18 protein-coding genes are annotated in these 17,431 nt (G+C 34.0%); 10 read left to right on the plus strand and 8 right to left on the minus strand.

Annotated features, from left to right (window positions below; translation table 11 throughout):
* Positions 1-93 precede the first annotated feature (93 nt).
* Positions 94-795, plus strand: coding sequence for a pseudouridine synthase (locus tag H4K33_RS11065; RefSeq protein WP_182648991.1), 702 nt, complete (start codon positions 94-96; stop codon positions 793-795).
* Between the two features lie 42 nt (positions 796-837).
* Here H4K33_RS11065 and H4K33_RS11070 read toward each other — a convergent pair whose 3' ends face one another.
* From H4K33_RS11070 to H4K33_RS11080, 3 genes are all read right to left on the minus strand, one after another.
* On the minus strand, positions 838-1,710 hold the full coding sequence (locus H4K33_RS11070; protein ID WP_182648904.1) for a nucleoside phosphorylase: 873 nt from the start codon (positions 1,708-1,710) through the stop codon (positions 838-840).
* A gap of 11 nt (positions 1,711-1,721) precedes the next feature.
* A complete protein-coding gene (locus tag H4K33_RS11075) occupies positions 1,722-2,069 on the minus strand; it encodes a translation initiation factor (RefSeq protein WP_182648906.1) in 348 nt (115 codons plus the stop codon).
* Between the two features lie 555 nt (positions 2,070-2,624).
* On the minus strand, positions 2,625-3,572 hold the full coding sequence (locus tag H4K33_RS11080) for an isopenicillin N synthase family oxygenase (RefSeq protein ID WP_182648908.1): 948 nt from the start codon (positions 3,570-3,572) through the stop codon (positions 2,625-2,627).
* A gap of 307 nt (positions 3,573-3,879) precedes the next feature.
* On the opposite strand from H4K33_RS11080, the gene H4K33_RS11085 reads away from it, so the two are divergent.
* Positions 3,880-4,116 (plus strand): hypothetical protein, encoded by a 237-nt coding sequence (locus tag H4K33_RS11085; RefSeq protein ID WP_182648910.1) that lies wholly within the window; start codon positions 3,880-3,882, stop codon positions 4,114-4,116.
* A gap of 455 nt (positions 4,117-4,571) precedes the next feature.
* Complete coding sequence (locus H4K33_RS11090) at positions 4,572-5,345, plus strand: hypothetical protein (protein WP_182648912.1); 774 nt, start codon at positions 4,572-4,574, stop codon at positions 5,343-5,345.
* 40 nt (positions 5,346-5,385) lie between these two features.
* On the opposite strand, the gene H4K33_RS11095 is transcribed toward H4K33_RS11090, so the two are convergent.
* Positions 5,386-6,372, minus strand: coding sequence for a PhoH family protein (locus H4K33_RS11095; RefSeq protein WP_182648914.1), 987 nt, complete (start codon positions 6,370-6,372; stop codon positions 5,386-5,388).
* Positions 6,373-6,468: 96 nt separating this feature from the next.
* On the opposite strand from H4K33_RS11095, the gene H4K33_RS11100 reads away from it, so the two are divergent.
* From H4K33_RS11100 to dnaN, 5 genes are all read left to right on the plus strand, one after another.
* Complete coding sequence (locus H4K33_RS11100) at positions 6,469-7,296, plus strand: S-adenosyl-l-methionine hydroxide adenosyltransferase family protein (RefSeq protein WP_182648916.1); 828 nt, start codon at positions 6,469-6,471, stop codon at positions 7,294-7,296.
* A 15-nt stretch (positions 7,297-7,311) separates the two neighbouring features.
* Positions 7,312-7,608 (plus strand): putative quinol monooxygenase, encoded by a 297-nt coding sequence (locus tag H4K33_RS11105; RefSeq protein ID WP_182648917.1) that lies wholly within the window; start codon positions 7,312-7,314, stop codon positions 7,606-7,608.
* Between the two features lie 15 nt (positions 7,609-7,623).
* Entirely contained in the window at positions 7,624-8,343 is a 720-nt protein-coding gene (gldF, locus tag H4K33_RS11110; protein ID WP_182648919.1) for a gliding motility-associated ABC transporter permease subunit GldF, read from the plus strand.
* Positions 8,343-10,031: a gliding motility-associated ABC transporter substrate-binding protein GldG gene (gldG, locus tag H4K33_RS11115; protein WP_182648921.1), complete on the plus strand. Its 1,689-nt coding sequence runs from the start codon at positions 8,343-8,345 to the stop codon at positions 10,029-10,031. Before gldF ends, gldG begins: the two co-directional genes overlap by 1 nt.
* A gap of 80 nt (positions 10,032-10,111) precedes the next feature.
* The gene (gene dnaN / locus H4K33_RS11120) at positions 10,112-11,230 is read left to right on the plus strand and encodes a DNA polymerase III subunit beta (RefSeq protein ID WP_182648923.1); all 1,119 of its coding nucleotides are present in this window, start codon (positions 10,112-10,114) and stop codon (positions 11,228-11,230) included.
* 165 nt (positions 11,231-11,395) lie between these two features.
* Here the strand turns inward: dnaN and H4K33_RS11125 are convergent, their stop codons facing one another.
* Complete coding sequence (locus H4K33_RS11125; RefSeq protein WP_182648925.1) at positions 11,396-11,800, minus strand: hypothetical protein; 405 nt, start codon at positions 11,798-11,800, stop codon at positions 11,396-11,398.
* A 125-nt stretch (positions 11,801-11,925) separates the two neighbouring features.
* On the opposite strand from H4K33_RS11125, the gene H4K33_RS11130 reads away from it, so the two are divergent.
* Positions 11,926-13,404, plus strand: coding sequence for a hypothetical protein (locus H4K33_RS11130; RefSeq protein ID WP_182648927.1), 1,479 nt, complete (start codon positions 11,926-11,928; stop codon positions 13,402-13,404).
* Positions 13,405-13,412: 8 nt separating this feature from the next.
* Entirely contained in the window at positions 13,413-14,384 is a 972-nt protein-coding gene (locus H4K33_RS11135; RefSeq protein WP_182648929.1) for a DUF4421 family protein, read from the plus strand.
* Here the strand turns inward: H4K33_RS11135 and H4K33_RS11140 are convergent.
* The 3 genes from H4K33_RS11140 to H4K33_RS11150 form a co-directional block, all read right to left on the minus strand.
* A complete protein-coding gene (locus tag H4K33_RS11140; RefSeq protein ID WP_182648931.1) occupies positions 14,381-15,337 on the minus strand; it encodes a metallophosphoesterase in 957 nt (318 codons plus the stop codon). The two genes, H4K33_RS11135 and H4K33_RS11140, sit on opposite strands and share 4 nt — an antisense overlap.
* Before the next feature lie 173 nt (positions 15,338-15,510).
* Entirely contained in the window at positions 15,511-16,344 is an 834-nt protein-coding gene (locus H4K33_RS11145) for an OmpA family protein (protein ID WP_182648933.1), read from the minus strand.
* 79 nt (positions 16,345-16,423) lie between these two features.
* Complete coding sequence (locus tag H4K33_RS11150) at positions 16,424-17,428, minus strand: glycosyltransferase family 2 protein (RefSeq protein WP_182648935.1); 1,005 nt, start codon at positions 17,426-17,428, stop codon at positions 16,424-16,426.
* Positions 17,429-17,431: the final 3 nt, after the last annotated feature.

The following is a 17,431-nucleotide window of genomic DNA, read 5'->3' on the forward strand; positions in this document are numbered from 1 at the left end:
AAAAAGTAAGCAAAGGTACTATTAATTTAAAAAAAAGAACGATAAATTATACCAATGGTTTTAGTAGTAGAGAAGATGAAGTATCTTTGCGGGATGTTAGAAATTTTGTTTCAGGACGAGTATTTAGTTGCTATTAATAAACCTAGAGATTTATTAGTACACAAGTCTTTTATAGCGAGTGATATTCAGGAGTATGCCATTCAGATTTTACGGGATCAGATTGGACAATATGTTTATCCCGTACACCGTTTGGATCGCAAAACATCAGGTGTATTGTTGTTTGCACTAAATAAAGAAGTTCTCAAGCAGCTCAATGCAATTTTTGCTACGAGACAAGTAGAGAAAAAGTACATCGCTATTGTAAGGGGATATACGATAGAGGAAGAAACGATTGACTATGCGCTGACTAACGACAGCGGGCAACTGCAAGAGGCGAAAACGCTCTACAAAACACTGCAACGCGTTGAGGTGGATATTCCATTTGGCAAGCACAAGACCTCGCGTTATTCTTTGGTTGAGGCCTATCCAGAAACAGGAAGACAGCATCAATTACGCAAACATTTTAAACATATTTTTCATCCAATTTTGGGAAGTAGACCTCATGGATGTAATAAGCAAAATAAACTGTGGTTGGATGAATTTGGTTTAACCGCCATGTTGTTACACGCAGTTGAATTGACTTTTGAACATCCTATTACACAAGAACAGATTCACTTAAGCGCGACCATAGATGAGCAATATGAAAAGTACAATGCGTATTTGGGATTTGATCTTCAAGAGTATTATAAAAAATAAAAGCTCAGCCTAGCTGAGCTTTTTAGTATAAAAGAAGCGATTTTATATTTCGCTTAGCTTGTCTAAGGTGTAAATAATTAATTGATCTACTGCCGCGTAAGGATCTTCTGAGAAAGTTCCATTTGCGCGATTGGCAATGATGGTATTCAAGGAAACAGCATGATGTCCTAACAATTTTGCTAAACCATAAATGGCAGAAGTTTCCATTTCAAAATTGGTAATGCGGTAGTCGTTAAACGTGAAATTATCAATTTTGTGATTCAATGCTGGATCCTGAATGTTTAAACGCAAAACACGACCCTGTGGACCATAGAATCCACCTGCAGTTCCCGTAATGCCTTTAAAAGTTTGATCACTGCTGAGTTTTTCCTCTAACCAAGGACTGTTTTGAATAAAATAAGGACGTCCTTTTCTCAAGTCCCACTGCGTATGAGCAATAAAAGCTTCTTCCATTGCATAATCGGTGATGTCCTCAATAAGATACGAACGCATCATATTATCTAAACCTAATCCATACTGTGATAGAACAAAACTATTTACAGGAATGTCTGCCTGTAGCGATCCAGAAGTACCGATACGAACAATATTTACGGAAGTCAGTTCTTTTTTGATTTCTCTTGTTTCCAGATCAATATTGAACAGGGCGTCAATTTCGTTGACAACGATATCAATATTATCAGGACCAATTCCCGTTGAAATTACGGAAAAACGCTTGCCTTTATAAGTACCAGTATGCGTTTTGAATTCCCTTTTTTGCGTTGAAAACTCAATCGTATCAAAATGTCTTGAAATTCGATCTACGCGATTCTGATCTCCTACGAAGATGATATTTTCAGCTAGGTGTTCAGGTCTTAAATTCAAGTGGTATACACTACCATCGGGATTTAAAATGAGTTCGGATGATTTTATTTTCATAGTCTTTATTATTAACCGCCTACACGTTTTACTTTGTAGCCTTTTTTCTGTAAATACTCCATGATCTTATCGCGAAAATTACCTTGAATGATAATTTCGCCATCTTTAGCGCTTCCTCCCACTCCGCAAAGCGTCTTTAAGTCTTTGGCCAATGTTTTTAAATCATCGTCATTTCCTTCAAAACCTTTGATAATTGTAGCAATTTTACCTCCTCTATTTTTCTTGTCTAAATGAGCCTCTAATCGTTGTTCTCCAGGAGTAAGTGTTGTTGTTTCGTCATCTTGACTAAATTCGAAATCTTTGTTTGTCGAAAAAACAAATCCCCCTAGGTCCTCTAGACTGCTGATTTTTTTTGCCATTAGTGTACGTTGGTTTTATAGATCTAAAATGTATTGGTATAACTCAAAGATACGGATTTACTCGTTGAGTTGAAAGAATATTTAATAGAGAGAGGAGAGAGGAAAAGGGAGAGAAGTATTCTCTCTTTATCTTAATAGGTTTATATTCGGTTTTGATATTCGATGAATATATCTCACTTATTTTATATTTGTTTTGGTGTTCGATGAATATATCTCACCGAGTTTATATTGGTTTTTGTGTTCGATGAATATATCTCACTTATTTTATATTTGTTTTGGTATTCGATGAATCTACACTGCGTTTCGATTTCCTCTACGTTACGATTTTCACTGCGTTTCGATTTCCTCTTTCCTCTTTCCTCTTTATCTCATTAGGATTATATTTTATTTTGGTATTCGATGAATATATCTCACCGAGTTTATATTGGTTTTTGTGTTCGATGAATATATCTCATTTATTTTATATTTGTTTTGGTGTCCGATGAATCTACACTGCGTTTCGATTTCCACTACGTTACGATTTTCACTGCGTTTCGATTTCCTCTTTCCAAATTGCTATTTAATCAATCCCAATTCAACTAAGCGTTGATGTAAGAATTCACCTGCTGTGATATCGTCAAATTTTTTAGGATTTGCTTCATCGATACAATTGTCTAAGCAGTTTAGCGGCATTTCGCTTATAGGGTGCATAAAGAAAGGAATAGAGTAACGAGAGGTACTCCATAATTCTCTAGGCGGGTTCACTACTTGGTGAATGGTTGATTTTAATCGGTTGTTTGAGTGTCTTGATAACATATCTCCAACGTTAATTACAAGTTCATCATCTGCGGCGATGGCGTCAATCCATTCTCCTTTGTGATTTTGAACTTGCAGACCTTTACCTTGTGCTCCCATTAATAAGGTAATCAAGTTGATATCTCCATGAGCAGCAGCGCGAACAGCATTTTTCGGCTCATCTGTAATAGGAGGATAGTGGATCGGTCGAAGTATGCTGTTGCCATTTTTAACGAATTTATCGAAGTAAAACTCGTCAAGTCCCAAGAAAATAGCTAAAGCGCGTAAAACGTAAACACCTGTTTTTTCTAACATTTGATACGTCTCTTTTCCAATGGGATTAAATTGAGGTAATTCTTCAACTAAAACGTTAGCGGGATAGCTCTTTTCCAATTCAGGATTGTCTTCGACATATTGTCCAAAATGGAAAAACTCTTTTAGATCCCCTTCAGAACGCCCTTTGGCGTGTTCTTTTCCAAAAGACACGTATCCTCTTTGGCCACCAATGCCAGGAATTTCGTATTTCTTTTTGGTCTCTAAAGGAAGGTTGAAAAAATTGCGAACTTCTGTGTAAAGATTCTCAACAAGTTGATCGTCTAAGAAGTGTCCTTTTAATGCTACGAATCCAATTTCTTCGTAGGCTTGGCCGATTTCATTTACAAACTTTTGTTTACGTACCGGGTCATCCGATAGGAAATCACGTAAGTTAACACTAGGAATGTTTTGCATCTTCTAAGTTGTTAGTTGCTCTTACTGTTTTATAGGAAGCAAAAGTAGGTAAAATAGCTTATAGTATGGAACAATAACATTTATTTAATACAGTGAAGCAAATGAAAAATAAGAAACATTCTTTTCGGCAAAAATGTACTATTTTTATTTTTTGAACATATATTGTTAATAAAATTGAATTAAATTTCATAAGCGTTCCTTTTTTACTACGTTTTTAGTTTACATTAAACAAGTATTTTTAATATAGAATATGAATTGTCTAATTTTTTTTTTAAATTTCGATAGAATTAAATAAAAAACGAGATATATGAAATTACCAATTGTATTAAAAGCAAATGAGTTTGTGGTATTAGTGACTGTAGATATCGATCCAAAATATGAGTTAAAAGAAATGGATCCATTTTATGCTAGTTTACCAAAAAGCTTTAAACCTATTTTTCAAAAAAAGGATAATTCAACAATTCGCGTCTATTGTATTAGTAATAATGAGGACGATTTGATGTTCTGTTTACGTCAAACGGGCTATAAAACGACACTGCTCTAAAGATGTTTTATTTTAAACGCTTTGAATGGGCTTTTCAATTGTTCTAAAACTGTTTCGCTTTTTGGGTGTGAACAGTTTTTTTTTTCTAAAAAAGAAACCTTTTCTCATTCTTTGTTGCTTATTTTGAGGAAATAAGGGCACATGTTGTTGAAAAGTGAAAAAAATCGCTTTTTGTTTTTTGTTTTTATTAAGGGGAAGTGCATGATGCTACGTTAAAATTGTTAATTAATCTTCTTCTGTGTTTTTTATGCTCGTTTTTGTAAATTTGTTAAAATATTGATTTTATTGTTTATTTTTGTGTAATATTATTTTTTTGTTCTTAATTATTTATTTAATTTTATACTTGAAACTCTAAAATAATGAGTAATAAAAGTTAAATTATTACTAAATAAAAAAAGTTGGTTTTTTTTGGTATGTTGTTTGGGTTTATCTTTGTAACGTAAAAGATTGAGAATATGATATTGGCTTTAACTGTTTCATTATTTCCCTCTTGTGGAAGTGATAATTTAACTGAAAAAGGACAGAAAGAAAATGATACAAAGCAACTGGATCTATTAAAAAAAGAAGATTCAGAGGGGGTTTTTTTTAAAATACTAGCACAAGATTCTTTACAAACAATTACTATTAGTAAAAAAGGAATTGTTTACGCTAGTTTAAAACCTAATGTAAAAATTGTTTTTCCTTATGAAGAACCACTGATTGAAGGGGAGGGTAGAGTATATCGCTCAGCTACCGCTAACGAAAAAATTGAAATCGTAATCTATAAAGACGATAGTGCTCGTTCTTTTTTAGATGGTCGATTTGATCATTCCGTTGCAGTGAGTTTAAATAAGAAAGATGGAATGGAAAGTGACTTTGCTTGCTTCGGGCACTATTTGTACGATAAGAAATTATCGGGAAATTGGGTGTTTAAAGCATTTGAAAATAAGAAGATAGAAGAGTTGGGAATTAATCAAATTCCTTTAGTATGTATTGATGTTAATACACGTAGTTTTTCTGGAAGCGGAGGAAATCACATGATTTATGGTGATCTTCGTTGTGAAGGTGATAGCATCGCATTTAAAATTGTGCTCTCTCCAGATTATGTTTCTTTGAATGAAAGTAAGGAAAAAGAATTACTTGAAATTTTAGAAGAATGTGATCGTTATGAATTGGATGGAGACGATTTGAATTTGTTTATAGGGGAAGATATCAAACTACAATTTTTTAGAGATACCTATAACGTGTAAATTTGGGAGTAAATAATTGAATAAAAAAAAGGTTGAAAACTTAATTGTTTTCAACCTTTTTCATATCATCAGGTTTGATTGTGTCTCGTCTGTCTTCTACAACTTTATAGGCATTGACGATTCGTTTTACCAATTTGTGGCGTACAATATCTTTGTCATCTAAATACAACATACCTATTCCTTCAACATCTTTTAGAATTTCAATGGCTTCTTTTAGACCAGAAGAAACTTTACGAGGTAGGTCAATCTGACCAGGATCACCTGTAATAATGAACTTTGCATTTTTACCCATACGCGTCAAGAACATTTTCATTTGCGAATGCGTTGTATTTTGAGCTTCATCCAAAATGACAAAAGCATGGTCCAAGGTTCTTCCACGCATAAAAGCTAAAGGTGCTATCTGGATAACCCCTTTAAAGAGGTAGTCTTCCAAAGTTTGAGGTGGAATCATATCGCGCAAGGCATCATAAAGCGGTTGCATGTAAGGATCTAACTTTTCTTTCATGTCACCCGGTAAAAAACCCAGATTTTCTCCAGCTTCTACCGCAGGACGCGTTAAGATGATTCGTTTGACTTCTTTGTTTTTTAATGCGCGAACAGCTAAAGCTACACCTGTATAGGTTTTTCCTGTTCCTGCAGGTCCTATGGCAAAAACCATGTCGTTTTTCTCAACAAATTTGACTAATTTTTGCTGGTTATCCGTCATCGCCTTGATTAGTTTACCCCCAACACCGTGAACCAATACATCGTCCAAAGCCGTTGTTTGTTGCAAATCACTATCCATAACAATGCGTTCAATCGCGTTTTCGTCAATTTTATTGTATCGAGTGAAGTATTTAAGTAAACGGACAAATTTGCGTTCAAACTCATCTAAAACTTCTTCTTCTCCGTAGATTTTTAATAGAGATCCCCTTGCTATTATTTTTACACGAGGATAAAGTTTTTTTAAGACATCTAAATGTAAGTCTTGAGGTCCCCAAAACTCTTTAGGGCTAATTTCCGATAGTTCTATTATTCTTTCGTTCAATACTAATACGAATTAATTAAAAAAATAGTCTAATTTTGTATTTCAAATCTACTATAAAAAATTGATTTTTCTTATAAAAACAGAGACTAAAAAATAATGCAGAGAATAATTACATTAACAACTGATTTTGGATATACAGATTATTATGTGGGGGTTTTAAAGGGAAAAATATATTCTAATATTCAAAATTGTAATGTAGTTGATATTTCGCATGGGGTGAGAAATTATCGGGTTGCCGATGCTGGATTTGTTCTCTCCATGGCATATAGTCATTTTCCTAAGGGAACCATTCACATTCTATCGGTTGCCTCCGCTATTTTACCTTTTTCAGCCGCTATTTGCGTGAAATATCAAGATCACTATTTTATTGGAACTGATAATGGTGCTATTGCCGTTGCTTTAGGAACACATGAATTCGAAGAAGCTGTAGCAATTAACCACATCGAGGGAATGAGTACCAATGATGTTTTTGTGTACTGTGCATATCAATTGTGTGAAGGGAAAGAACTTCAATCTATTGGTCAGCCAATTGATGCCTTGTACAAAATGAATTTGTTGCTTGAAAATCTAACGGTCAAACCAAATCTCATTATTGGAACTTATGTGTATGAAGATAAGTTTGGAAATTTAGTAACTAATATCTCAAGGGAGCTATTTGAACAAGTAGGACAAGGGAGAAGCTTTGGTATTCGAATAAAAAATCGTACAATTACAAAAATTAATGAATACTATGCTGATTTTAATGTCAATGATCCAAGTGAATTGATGAATAAAGCAGGTGAATTATTAGCTTTATTTAATGAAGTGGGGCAATTGGTTGTGGCTATTATGTATTCAACAACAAATGAACCAGGAGGATCTATTCGAACTCTTTTAGGCGTGCATTTGGAAGATCAGCTGTTTATTGAATTTAGCGAAACTTAATCTAAAGTAAAAAATATGTTTGTACGAATCGTAAAACTTACCTTACAAGAGGATAGAATTGATGATTTTTTGAATCATTTTGAAAAATATAAAAACCAAATTCGCAACTTTCCTGGTTGTCAATTTTTAGAAGTTTATCGGGATAAACACCAACCTAATATCTTTTTTACCTACAGTTATTGGTCGGAAGAATCTGATTTAGATACGTATAAAAAGTCAACGTTATTCGGCGAAGTTTGGCCGTATTTTAAGACTTTATTTAAAGAAAAAGCTGAAGCGTGGAGCGTAGATAAATACGCTACTTTAAACTAATCGCCCTTATATTATATGAAAGCACTGTGTTTGCGCGAGATAAAATCCTTTTTTGGATCACCGATTGGCTATTTAGTAATTATTGTTTTTTTGATTATTAATGGGCTATTTCTTTGGGTTTTTGACGGAAAGTACAACATCCCTCAAAGTGGTTTTGCCGATTTATCTCCTTTTTTCTTCTTGGCTCCGTGGGTTTTTTTATTCTTAATTCCCGCAGTAACCATGCGAAGTTTTTCTGAAGAAATTAAGCAGGGAACTATAGAGTTGCTTTTAACCAAACCTTTGTCGCCTTGGCAAATTGTCTTGGGTAAATTTTTTGGGGTATTAGTTCTTGTTGTTTTAGCGGTTCTACCTACTCTTGTGTATGTTTGGGTGCTGCAAAACTATCTTTTAGCAGGACAAACGTTTGACATGGGAAGTGTAATTGGTTCGTACTTAGGACTTGTTTTTCTTGGTGCAGCCTATGTTTCGATGGGAATTTTTGCTTCTTCTTTAACAAGTAATCAGGTGGTGTCTTTTATTCTAGCTGTTCTATTTTGTTTGCTGGCCTCTTATGGCCTGCTGATGTTAGATGGAGTTAAGGCCTTACACGGTATAGGTAAATGGGGTATTAATGCTCATTTTAGCAGTATTTCTAAAGGTGTAATCGATACAAGAGATCTATTGTATTTTGTCTCTTTTTCAGCCTTGTTTTTAAGTTTAACTGTTTTCCGAATTAATCAATTGCGCAAATAATGAAAAGAGAAACAAAGAAAAACCTTGTTCAACTTGGGAGTTTTATTGCTGGAATTGTACTGTTAAACGGTATTGGAACATATGTGCATCATCGTTTCGACTTAACGCAAGATAAGCGCTATACGCTATCGCCAATTACCAATGAAATTATCGATCGCGTAGAAGAACCTATTTTAATAGAGGTACTTTTAGAAGGTCAGTTTTCTCAAGAATTTGTCAAATTACAAGGCGAAACTCGTCAGTTATTGGAGGAGTTTAGTGCCGAAAATTCGAATATTTTGTTTCGCTTTGTCAATCCTTTGGAAGAAGGGGGAGGAACAGAGGACCAAATTGTTGGTAATTTATATCAATTGGGGGCTAAGCCAGTTACCCTGACAGTAAATAATAAAGGGATTCAATCGCAATCACTTGTTTTTCCTTGGGCTTTTGTAACTAAAGGAGAACAAATGGTCAAAGTGCAATTGCTTAAAAATATGATTGGAGCCAATACAGAGGAAAAAGTATTGACTTCAATTCAACATTTAGAGTATGCTTTTACTGAAGCTATCTCAAAAGTAAATACACCTAAATCAAAAAAGATCGCTGTACTAAAAGGCAATGGCCAATTGGAAGATCAATATATGGCGGACTTTTTGATGACGGCTGGAGAGAATTATCACCTTGCGCCTTTTACCTTAGACTCAGTTGCTCATGCGCCTGAAAAAACGCTGGAGCAATTGAAAGAATTTGATTTAGCTCTTATTGCTAAACCAACCAAGCCCTTTGATGAAAAACAAATTGAAGTCTTGGATCAATTTATTATGAACGGCGGAAAAACACTGTGGTTGTTGGATCAAGTACAGGCTGATTTTGATAGTTTACGCGTAAAGGGATCTTTATTTGCGTATCCTAAAGATCAATCTTTGGGAGAAATGCTGTTTAAATATGGCGTTAGAATAAACCCTGTGTTGATAAAAGATGAGGTTGCTACACCAATTAAATTGGCACTAGGTCGACAAGGTAGTGAAACGCAATATGGAGAGTTCATTTGGAAGTTTGCTCCTTTTGTTTATCCAGAATCCAACCATCCTATTGTAAAAAATATTGAAGGAGTTCGATTAGATTTTGCTTCTCCTATCGATACATTGAAAAATGGGATTAAAAAAACAGTGCTTCTACAATCTTCTCAATATTCATTGACCGTTGGAACACCAAATGAGATTAATCTCAATATGATTAATGAAGAATCTGCCCCTGAACATTATGAAGGGAAAGGAAATTATATCATGGGAGTATTATTAGAGGGACAATTTAAGTCTGTTTTTGAAAATAGAGTACTGCCATTTGCATTGCCAAAAGCAAAAAATAGAAGTGAAGAAACAAAAATGATCGTGATAAGTGATGGTGATATTATCAAAAATCAACTCGATCAAGAATATCAGCCGATGGAATTGGGGTATGATAAATGGACCAATAAGCTATACGGAAATAAGGAGTTTATTTTTAATGCAGTCAATTATCTTTTGGATGATTCAGGACTGATTAACCTTCGTACTAAGGAAGTTAAAATTCCAGTACTCGATAAGATGAAGGTATTTGAAAAGTATTCCACAATTCAATTTATTGTGTTAGGAGTTCCGATTGCCGTTCTATTAGTTCTTGGATTTTTGTTTTCTTTCTTTAAAAGAAAGGCTTTTGTTAAAAAGTAGTGCAAATTCTGCTTTTATTATTGAAGTTAAACGAATATATTTGTAGGTGTAAAGCCTTTTACATATAAAAATATTTTAATATGAAGTTTATAGTATCGAGTTCCTATTTGTTGAAGCAATTACAGGTATTAGGAAGTGTTATTAGTAGTAGTAATACATTACATATATTAGACAATTTCTTGTTTGAATTGGATAATAATATCTTGAGAGTTTCAGCTTCTGACTTAGAAACAACAATGTCTGCTAGCCTAGAGATAGAGTCAACTAGTCAAGGAAGTATCGCTGTTCCTGCTAAGTTATTGTTGGAAACATTGAAAACATTTCCTGAGCAACCATTGACTTTCTCAGTAAAGGAAAACAATACGATTGAAATTAGTTCTGATGTTGGAAAATACGTTTTAGCTTATTCTGCTGGTGATGAATTTCCTAAAGCAGAGAGCTTAGAAGACCCATCAAGAACGGAAGTTTCAGCTGGTGTATTGGCAACTGCTATTAGCAAAACTATTTTCGCAGCGGGTAATGATGATTTAAGACCTGTAATGTCTGGAGTATTTTTCCAGTTTGCACCAACAGGATTGATCTTCGTTGCAACAGATGCACATAAATTAGTTAAGTATTCTCGTACTGATATTACTTCACCAAGTGAAGCTAGTTTTATCATGCCAAAGAAACCATTAACTATTTTGAAGAATATCTTAATGGCATCGGGAGCAGATGTAGTAATTGAGTTTAACGATTCAAATGCGAAATTTACATTCGATAACTATGCATTAACTTGTCGTTTAATTGACGGGAAATATCCAAATTACGAAGCAGTAATTCCAAAGGAAAATCCAAATAAATTGTTGTTGAACAGAGTTCAATTTTTAAATTCTGTTCGTCGTGTGGCTATTTATGCTAATAAAACAACACATCAAATTAGATTGCGCATTGCAGGTACAGAGTTAAATATTTCAGCAGAGGATATTGATTACTCAAATAAAGCAGATGAGCGTCTTACTTGTGATTATCAAGGAGATGATATGCAAATCGGATTTAATTCAAGATTCTTATTGGAGATGTTGAACAACCTTCAGTCTGATGAGATTCAATTAGAAATGTCATTGCCAAACAGAGCGGGTATCTTAACACCAGTAGATGGTTTAGAAGATGGAGAAGCAGTTACAATGCTTGTTATGCCTGTTATGCTAAATAACTAATACGAAAAGGTCTATGTATATAGGCCTTTTTTGTTTGAATTGAGCTACGTATACCTAGGTATGCGTAGCTTTTTTTATGTTCTAATGGGGGATATTTACAAGATAAATAGAAAACATACTCTCTTTTTTATCAAAGGTAAATTGACCATCCCTTTTCTATGTCGATTACAATAAATTCGTACGTCTTAATAGTTGCTCCATTTCATGTTTAAGACGATATTCATCTTCAATAGTAGGAGGGTAAACCTTTAGTTGCTTTAGATGGTTTTTGTAATCAATGGTTTGAATTTGGAATAAAATTCCGAGTTTTTCCAAATCTTCAAGATTGTGTCGTAAAGTGGCTTGGTGCTGTAAGATGCGCAAACCTAAGTCGATCAAAAGCACAATAGCTGTTTTTTTAAAACTGAGTGAATTTTTTATGCACAGATTGTCCAAGAAAATGTAAAAACCAAGAGGTGTGATATTGGGGTGTTCCAAATAAGCTAGTAGATGGTATGTTATATAACAATTTTTTTTTTCTTTTCGTAGATTAGAAAGGTTTTGTCTGAATTTGTTGGAAAATAAAGGCATAATTATGTGAATTTTATAATTAAATTTGTAAGACTGCTGTTTTCTTACTGCAGCTCAATTAGTATGCCCTCTATTGTTAAAATAATGGGATAGTAGATAATGGTATAGTTTTTAAAAAAAGTAGAATGCTAGATATCAAAGTTAGATCCCATGATGCTTATACGTTAGAAATGAAGGTGGGTTTTATCAAAGGAAAAGAACAACATAAAAGTGATTTTACCATCAATACCTGGATTTTCGTTCCCAATACGTTGGATTTAAATAAATCGAATTATTCAAAAGATCAGTTTTATTCTGACGTTAAGTCTAAAGTTCGATTTATTACTCCTGTTTATGCGTTAACAGCTATTGTCGACGAAGGGGCAATTCCATTTAATAATTTGAGTGCTGCGACGCAACATTTGTTGAAAGACGAAACCAATCAGCATGTATATGAAATAGAGTATCAGCTCAAAATGTTTATGGCTATTTTTAGAAGTGCCCTACGCAATGCAGTTACCGAATTTAAGCAGACTAAAGCTGATAATCACGCCACATTAATTCAATCTTACGTCTCTGCAAGTATCGCCATTCGCGATAAATATAGAGAGTTAAAGGAAAGCTTACATCAAAATGAACAAGTAGTGAGAAAAGAGTATTTTAATTACTTTAGTTTTGCTGATGAATACTTATCCTACACATTACTGCGTTACAGTTTTTTGTTGTTGGATCGATTGATGTTAGTAACAGATGAGCGCTTTCAATTGTTACAGCAGCAGGTGAAAGAGCTGATTTTATCAGAACAAGCATACATGAAGAGCAAAGGATATAGCTTTATTAAAGTTAATGAACAAGGGCTGAATCAAGCGGTAATTTATCGCTATGCTATGCTGAATAAGTATGTTGAATCAGATCTGTTGCTAGAATCAAATAAAAAAAAGGATAGTGATGGTGTATTTGTTCAACAGGTATATTACAGTATTGCTGCAGGAATCTCTATGGTGTTTGCAACCGTAATTGCTTTTTCTTTTCAACAAAAGTACGGTAATTTTACCATGCCATTATTTGTCGCTTTAGTAGTTGGATACATGCTAAAAGATAGGATTAAAGAGTTAACGCGTTTTTATTTTGCAGGAAAATTAGGCGGTAAATATTTTGACAATAAAACTGAAATCAGTGTCAAAGGAAAAAAAATAGGATGGATTAAAGAAGCGGTGGATTTTATCACTGACGAAAAGGTTCCATCTGAAATTTTAAGCATACGAAATCGATCCGTGCTATTAGAAGTAGAGAACCGCATTCACAATGAAAAAATACTGTTATATCGCAAAAAAGTTTCGTTGGATCGTGGAGAAATGATGAAAGATAGTACCTATTTTTTCAAAGGAGTTCACGATATTTTTCGATTTAATTTGACGCGTTTATTGCAGCGCATGGACAATCCGAAGGTACCTGTACTGAGTTTGGATGAACACAATGATCAAGTAATTGGATTTTATGCAGATAAGGTATATTACATCAATTTTATTTCGCAGATTGAATACGAGAATCATACGGAATATAAACGTTATCGTATTGTATGTCAGCGAGATGGTATTCAAGAGATCGAAGAGTTATTTACTTAGTATACAAGATGAAAGAGAAAAACATACTTCTTTTAGTAATCAGTTTGTTTTGTTGTTCGTATAGTTTTGCGCAAGTTGATTCGCTTTACATCGGCACCTATAAACATACTTATGGAGTAACACCAAGTTTGAGTCAAGAATTCTTGTCTTTGAGTTACGAAGAAGGGGAGAAAGATATTTCCTTTGAGCCCAATCGTCCTTTAAATATTGGTTTATCCTTTTCGTGGAAGAATTCTTCGTTGAGCTATAGTCATGGTTTTTCTGGGATGAGAAATAAACAAAAAGGAAAAAGTTCAACAGTAGATCTTCAGTATCACGTGATCAGTAAAAAATTCATTCTTGATTTTTATTTTCAACAATACAAAGGTTTTTATCGAGAAGATGAAGCCACAAAAACATATTTAAGTTTTGATGATTTGAGAATCAATTTGTATGGAGGAAGATTTACCTATGTTTTTAATTCCGATAAGTTTTCGATTGGAGCAGCGAATAACAAGAATAGCATTCAGAAGAAATCTGCAGGAGCTCTATTAATTGGAGGATCTAGTTTTTTGAGCGTGATTAAAAATACTCCAGAGCTAGACGATGGAATTAGAGGTAAGGACAGTCGTAGTTTTAGTTTTGGACCAACTGTAGGTTATGCCTATAATTGGGTCTTGTGGAGGAAGTTTTTAGCTTCGCTGTCTTTTAGTGTAGGTATTAATGGAATTTTTGATGAAAATCTCAGTACTAAAAGAACAATATTCTATGTCAATGGACAAGTAGCTAGTGATTTGAATCTCGCTTATCAAGGAGAGGAATGGGGCATAGGAGTAAAAACATCGCTTAGTGCCATGTATTATGAAAAAGTAGGTAACTATTCAACACAATTGTCAAACAAACGAGTTTCCTTTTTTGTAACCAAGCGTTTTTCCATGAAAAAGGATCCGAAAATCTTACAATATGACTTGATTGATTTATTGGATCCTTCTATATATTAGTTATATTCCTTAATAAAATTGATGGAATTTGAATCGAGTTGTTGCTCGCCACTGTAGCGATAGCATACGAGATGACCATTTTTGGCAACACTATAATCAAGACAACAGGTGTTTGATGTTAGGATGAGTGGACGGAGTGCTGTGTTGACTTTCATCCAATAATGCCCGAAAAATACTGGTTTGGCTTCTGCAGAATAGAAATTGATGTGTTGTACATCAATGGGTTCGTCTGCGTGGTGTTTAATTACAGAAGCACTGACTGTACTTAAAGTATGTGGTTGTTTCGGTTTTTCCCACCATTTTACGCGAAATGAATGACGGATAATCCCATCTTTATCAATAAAGGATTGCTTATTAGGTAAGTCTATTTCTTTCCCTTTGAGAACAATTTCTACAGCATGGTATAATTCTGTTCCTTCTTTATTAGCTTCTTCCAGTAAATCACTAGTTAGGCAATTATCCAAAAGACGTGTTTTTAAGTAGTTTACACTTTGTTCATCCCAACAAGCGTGTATGGCTCGAAAGAAATCGTTTTCATAAAAGAGAGGAAGCGTTTTAAACCATTCAATATACATTTTGTACAGGTTGGGATGTTGCATAAAAGCTGCCATTGTAATGGCATGTTGATTGAAGTTTTTCTTACTGTGTTCTCTCAAATATGTACCATCGGCAGTAAGTGTGTTATAGCAAATAGCATTGTATTCGTGATTGCCCATTAAGGCAATAGCCTCTCCATTGTCTACCATGTTTTTTACAATTTCGAGAACGTCAACGACGTTTACACCGCGGTCAATGTAATCTCCTAAAAAGAGTACTTTTCGTTCCGGATGTTGATAGTAATTGCCTTTGAGCTTGTAACCTAAAGCGCCTAATAATTTTTTTAGATCATTGCTGTGACCGTGAATATCACCAATGATATCAAAGTTGTTAAAATTTTCTGGAATTCTTTTCATAGTTTCTAAGGGTGTAAAAAAAGCAAGGATTAATACTCGCATTTTATAATATAAAAAGTAAGGATTATTAGTGAAATAAGCAAGTATATGGAGAGGATTTTGCTCTAGGAAAATACAAAGCATAAAAAAAGCCGTTTGAATATTCAAACGGCTTTTTCTTATATAGAAAATGATTATTTTTTCATTTCTTTCATTTCTTTCTCGATCATGTCATAGAACTGATCGATTTTCGGCATCAAGATGATTCTTGTTCTTCTGTTTCTTGCTTTATTTTCAGCAGTATCATTGTCAACTAAAGGCACATACTCTCCGCGTCCTGAAGCAACTAATTGTTTAGGATCTAAACCTAAGTCTTTTTGTAGAACTCTCACGATTGAAGTAGCTCTTTTTACACTTAAATCCCAGTTGTCTTCAAACATTGTGTTTTTGATAGGCACATTATCTGTATGTCCTTCAACCATCAATTCAAAATCAGGTTTGCTTTTAGCAATTTTAGCCACTTTTGCTAATACAGCTTTCGCTTTATCATTTACTTGGTAGCTAGCAGATTTGAATAACAATTTGTCGGCAATTGAAATATATACAACTCCTTTTTCAACGTTAACTTCAATATCTGGATCGTCAAACCCAACTTCTTTTTTTACACTCTTAACTAAAGCTAAAGTAACTGAATCCTTTTTAGTAAGCGCATCTTGTAATCTTGTGATTTTTAAATCTTTTTCTTTTAAACTTTCTAAAGATTTCTCTAAGTTATCCGCTCCTTTTGAAGATAACATTGTTAAGTTACCTACGTTGCTAATTAAATCAGAGGTATTTTTCTTTAAGTCGTGCACTTGGTCTGATAAAACTTTTTTCTCAGCAAGAGCAGAGTTCAATTGAATTGTACAAGTGTTTAACAAATCTTGTACTTCTTTGTTTTTTGCTTCTAAATCAGCAATTTTTTGTTTTGTACCACATGACGTAAGTGTCAAAGCCAAAACAGATAAACCTAAAACTACTTTTTTCATAAATAAAAAAATGATTGAATTTCGAGTCAAATATACCAAAAGCGTTGAGATTCTAGTATATCTGAGTGAAAATTATTTATTATTTGTTGTGTATTTTGATGAAATTTCTTTTTCTACATACAAAGTACGAATAAATTATCGATTTATCTGTAAAATAATTGTTAATATTTGTAAATTCAATCTTCTTTTTCAGTTTTGGAATGCGTTTATAGAAAGCAAAATGCGAGCGAATAATTGCCCAACAGTGTTTGGGTTTGAACAAAAGAAGAAATCGAACACCCGCAATTCCATCTAAACACAATCGAATAAATATTGTGCTAAATTTTTGATGAGCAGGAAGGTTTTTGTAAAGCATCATCAATGAGTTTCTAAAATTTAGATAGGTCTTGCGTGGATTTTCATAGTTTAAGGTTGCACCACCTACATGGTATACCGTGGAGTATCCACAGTATTTAATGCGATATCCTCTATTTTGAGCACGCCAACATAAATCAATTTCTTCTTGATGCGCAAAGAATGTTTCGTCAAAACCATTCAAGGCTTTAAAAACGTCGTTTTTAATACATAGACAGGCACCGCTCGCCCAAAAAATAGAAACGATGTCATCGTATTGACCTTCATCTTTTTCAATCGTGTCAAAAATACGTCCTCTACAGTAAGGAAAACCATACTTATCAATGTATCCACCAGCTGCGCCAGCATATTCAAAATACGCCTTGTTTTTATAATCGAGAATCTTGGGCTGTACAAGAGCCACTTCAGGATCTTCGTCGAATAATTGTGCAATTGGTACAAGCCAATTTTCAGTTACTTCAATATCAGAATTAATTAATATCAAAATGGGTTCGCTTAGCGAAACAAGCCCTTTGTTATATCCTTTAGCGTAGCCATAGTTTCCGTCATTTTGTATGAGTTGTACACTCGGAAATTGCTCGTGTATGAGTGCTTGACTACCATCTGTAGAATCGTTGTCAACTACATAGATGTTTGCTTGTGGAGAATAGTCCACCAAAGTGGGTAAAAAAGTTTCTAAGAGTTTTTTACCATTCCAGTTTAAGACAACTAAAGCAAATTGTTTTTCCATTGA

It is taken from the genome of Myroides sp. WP-1, assembly GCF_014145635.1.
Lineage (GTDB): Bacteria > Bacteroidota > Bacteroidia > Flavobacteriales > Flavobacteriaceae > Flavobacterium.